This window comes from Mesorhizobium sp. M7A.F.Ca.AU.001.01.1.1 (genome assembly GCF_004022735.1).
GTDB classification, from domain to species: Bacteria; Pseudomonadota; Alphaproteobacteria; order Rhizobiales; family Rhizobiaceae; genus Mesorhizobium; species Mesorhizobium ciceri.
In genome coordinates, this window is sequence record NZ_RZPF01000624.1 from 1 (window position 1) to 3949 (window position 3949).

Consider the following 3949-nt stretch of genomic DNA (forward strand, 5'->3'; position numbering starts at 1 on the left):
TGTGGCGCCTTTTCCAATGTTATCGGCGCTTGGCGCTCAGCAAGCTCACCAGGAATGTTTGAGGGTGCCGACGATTTTCAGCCGGTCGCCGTAGAATTCGGTCCCGTAATAGCTGGTTGTCAGATACTTCCGGTCGAACAGGTTCGTTGCGTTCAAGGCCAACGTCACGTCCTTGGTCATCTTGTAGCTAATCGCCGCATCCACCAGTGCGTAGCCGCCAATCGAAATGGTGTTCGCGTCATCCCCGTAGGTTTGTCCGATATAGCGCAGGCCACCGCCGATGGTCAGGTCGCCACGCGGTCCTTCCTCGGGAAGCGTGTAGTCGACCCAGGCTGACGCCAGGTGGCGAGGAACGCGCTGCGGCCGATTGCCGGCATTCCCGCCAATGCCGTCTTCCAGGATCTCGGCATCCCAGTAGGAATAGGCAAGCGTCAGGTTCAAGTTTTCCGCGATGGCGGCCTTGCCCTCGAGTTCGATGCCGCGGACGCCAACCTTGCCGATCTGCTGCTGGACAACAGGCGTGACATAGGTCGGAACATTGGTTTGGGTAAGGTCGAAGACCGCGGCTGTGAACAGGCCGTCGAAGCCGTCGGGCTTGTACTTGATGCCTGCCTCATACTGTTTGCCCTCCTGAGGCTTCAACGAGCCCGAGACCGCATACCCGTTGGCGCTTGGCGACACGAGCGGCTGGAAGCTTTCCGAATAGTTGGCGTAGACCGCGAGGTTCGGCGTGAATTTGTAGGTCAGGCCGGCGCGCTTGGTGAAGGCCGATGCGGTGTCGTCGTCCTGCGTTCCCAGGTCGAGATAATCAGCTGTCGTCTGCACGCGGTCCCAGCGCCCGCCCAGGGTGACGATCCAGCGGTCGTCAAACGTCAATTGCTCCTGGGCATAGACACCGACCGCCTGCTGCTTGACCCGCCAGTTCACATAGGGGCCGAGGTTGATGCAGGACAGACCGCAATAGGTCGGGTTGTCGATGTCGATGGGGCCGGCAGTGCCGAAGAGGATGTTTTCGCGGGTGTTGTCGTTGGCGTAGTCGACGCCGACAAGCGTCTTGCTGGCGACCCGGTCCCAGCCCGTATCGTATTGCAACTGATTGTCGAAGGCATAGCGGTTGGACAGGCCGCCGACGGAAAATGCCGTGCGGTCCGCCGTGGGGTCAAGCGACGCGCCGTAGACCTCGGCGTAGTCGAGGCTCAAATGCGTGTAGCGGGCATTGGAGCGGAAGGTGAGATTCTCGTTGAATTCATGTTCGAACTGGTAGCCGATATCGACCTGCTCGGTGTTGAAGCGGTTGAAATCCGGCTCGCCCAGGAAGGTGCCGATGTCGATATTGGCGCCGGCGGGGGTGCCGCGTGCGCCTGTGCCATCTCGCTTGTAATAGTCAGTCAGGATGGTGAGCGAGGTTCCTTCCTCGGGCTTGATGGTCAACGCGGGTGCGATGTAAAGCCGGTCGTCGTTGGAATAATCCCATCCTTGATCGCCATCCTTGGCCAGCCCGGTAAGCCGATAGGTCCACACGCCATCGGGGTCGATCGGCCCGCCAAAATCAACGCCAATCTCCTTGGTGCCGTCGCCATAGGACGTGTAAATCTCCCCCTGCTTCTGGTCCAGCGGCCGCTTGGTAATGGCGTTCACCAATCCGCCAGGGCCGTTGAGACCAAAAAGCGTCGATGTCGATCCCTTTAGGACCTCCACGCGCTGAAGTCCGTAAGGTTCGAGACGGCTGGCCGTGAACCAGGCTGGGATGCGCGCCGTCAAGCCGTCGCGATAGGTACCGAGCGATGTCTGGTCGAAACCGCGGATGCGAATATAGTCGTATCGGTCATCGTTGCCGAACTCGTCGGTGAGGACGCTGGATGTGTAGGCCACGGCCTGCTGGAGGCTTTCGACATGGCGCGCCTCCAGTTCCTTTTGGGTTACAACTGAAACCGAGGCGGGAACGTCGACGATCGGCGTATCGGTCTTGGTGGCGGTCGCCGTATCCTTGGCGACGATCGTTTGATCGGGCCCGCCAACGCGGTCCGACTTGCCGGTGACGACGATCGTTTCCAGTTGAGTTGCATCGTCCGGCGAAACGTCCTGGGCCCGGCCGGTCCCCACCATTCCAAAAGATGCCGCTATCAAGGCACTGCTCGCAATCAATCGCCTTGCCTGAATGCGCAACAATGCCTGTCGACCAATCGTCATCTCTTATTCCCTGTCAGACCAATTTCGAGCAGTTCGGCCGGTCACCGTTCCGGCCCTGCGCGAGCGCAATTAGTCAAAGCGGACAAAAAGAGTCAACTTAATAATCAAGAGATCCACGCCGGCGACAATCGTTGCGAAGCAGGGGGTGGAGGACGGCGCCGGACCTACGGTCCGACTTCCCCCACGAGAAAAATACGGGCTTGGTTCGCGAAGCGGACGAAAGCCGGTTGCATGGCTTTCGAACAGTGAACGCCCGGCAGCGTCAAGGGTACGGCACCGAGCTTCGTTCATTGCATGAGCGCATGAAACATGCAGACATGGCGCCCGACACGGAACCGGTGCCGAGGGATCATGATGACGGTAGAGACAGTGCAGCGTGCGTCCGGGCGCGGCATCTGGGGATGGATGCTGTTCGACTGGGCGGCGCAGCCGTTCTTCACGGTCGTGACGACCTTCATCTTTGGACCTTACTTCGTCTCGCGCATGGCGAGCGATCCGGAGACCGGCCAGGCGGCCTGGGGCTACGGCATTGCCGCGGCCGGTCTTGTCATCGCCGTGCTGTCGCCTATCCTCGGCTCGATTGCCGACCAGACCGGCCCGCGCAAGCCCTGGATCGCATTCTTTGCCGCGGTCAAGGTCACCTGCCTTTGCATGCTTTGGTTCGCGGCCCCCGGTTCGAACCTTTTCCTGGTCGTGCTATTCTTTTCGCTGGCGTCGGTCGCGGCCGAGTTTTCGACCGTGTTCAACGATTCGATGATGCCGCGCCTGGTGCCGAAGAGCGAGATCGGCCGAATCTCCAACATGGCCTGGGGCCTTGGTTATCTCGGCGGCATGATCGCGCTGATCTTCGTCGTCGCTTGCTTGGCCGGTTCGCCGGAGACCGGCAAGACGATCATCGGCACCGACCCGCTCTTTGGGCTCGACCCGAAGCTCGGCGAGGACGCGCGCGCAACCGGGCCTTTGTCAGCCGGCTGGTACTTCCTGTTCATCCTGCCGATGTTCTTTTTCACCCCCGATGCCATCAAGGGCCTGCCGATCGGCCCTGCGGTGCGAGAGGGGTTGGCGGAGCTGAAAGTGACGCTGGGCGAGGTGCGCAAGCGCAGCGGCATCTTCCGCTTCCTTGTCGCCCGCATGATCTATCAGGACGGTGTCAATGCGGTGCTGGCGCTGGGGGGCACTTTCGCAGCAGCGATGTTCCACTGGTCGATCACCGAAATCGGTATTTTCGGCATCATTCTCAACGTCGTCGCCATCTTCGGCTGCCTGGTTGCAGCCCGTCTCGATACGGCGCTTGGCTCAAAAACCATCGTCATGATCTCGCTGGTCCTGCTCAGCATCGCCACGATCGGCATCGTCTCGACCGGACCGGGCTATACTTTGTTCGGCCTCTGGATGATGCTTGGACCGGACAGCGGTGGCCTGTTCGGCACGGCAGCGGAAAAGGCCTACATCTTCTTCGGCCTGTTGATCGGTGTGGCTTTCGGGCCGGTGCAGGCGTCGTCGCGATCCTACATGGCGCGCAGCGTCACGGCCGCCGAATCCGGCCGCTATTTCGGCATTTATGCGCTGGCCGGACGGGCGACCAGTTTCCTGGCGCCGTTCATGGTCGCGTCCGTCACCCTGGCCAGCGGCTCGGCACGGCTCGGCATGGCGGTGATCGTGCTGTTCCTCGGGATCGGCATGGCGATCCTGGTCAAGACGCCCTATCCAGCGGACCGGCCGGCGGATTGAGTTCTTTCTTCCTTCTCCCCCTGTGGGG

At 61.1% G+C, this 3949-nt stretch carries 2 protein-coding genes; one reads left to right on the top strand and one right to left on the bottom strand.

The features are described from left to right. Positions 1–45 precede the first annotated feature (45 nt). Positions 46–2190 (bottom strand): TonB-dependent siderophore receptor, encoded by a 2145-nt coding sequence (locus EN884_RS28530; protein WP_063169465.1) that lies wholly within the window; start codon positions 2188–2190, stop codon positions 46–48. 354 nt (positions 2191–2544) lie between these two features. On the opposite strand from EN884_RS28530, the gene EN884_RS28535 reads away from it, so the two are divergent. Beyond that, a complete protein-coding gene (locus EN884_RS28535; protein WP_063170394.1) occupies positions 2545–3921 on the top strand; it encodes an MFS transporter in 1377 nt (458 codons plus the stop codon). Positions 3922–3949 lie beyond the last annotated feature (28 nt).

Coding starts and splice junctions, on each gene's coding strand:
- EN884_RS28530 (WP_063169465.1), bottom strand. CDS start 2,190: ATGACGATTGGTCGACAGGCATTGTTGCGCATTCAGGCAAGGCGATTG.
- EN884_RS28535 (WP_063170394.1), top strand. CDS start 2,545: ATGACGGTAGAGACAGTGCAGCGTGCGTCCGGGCGCGGCATCTGGGGA.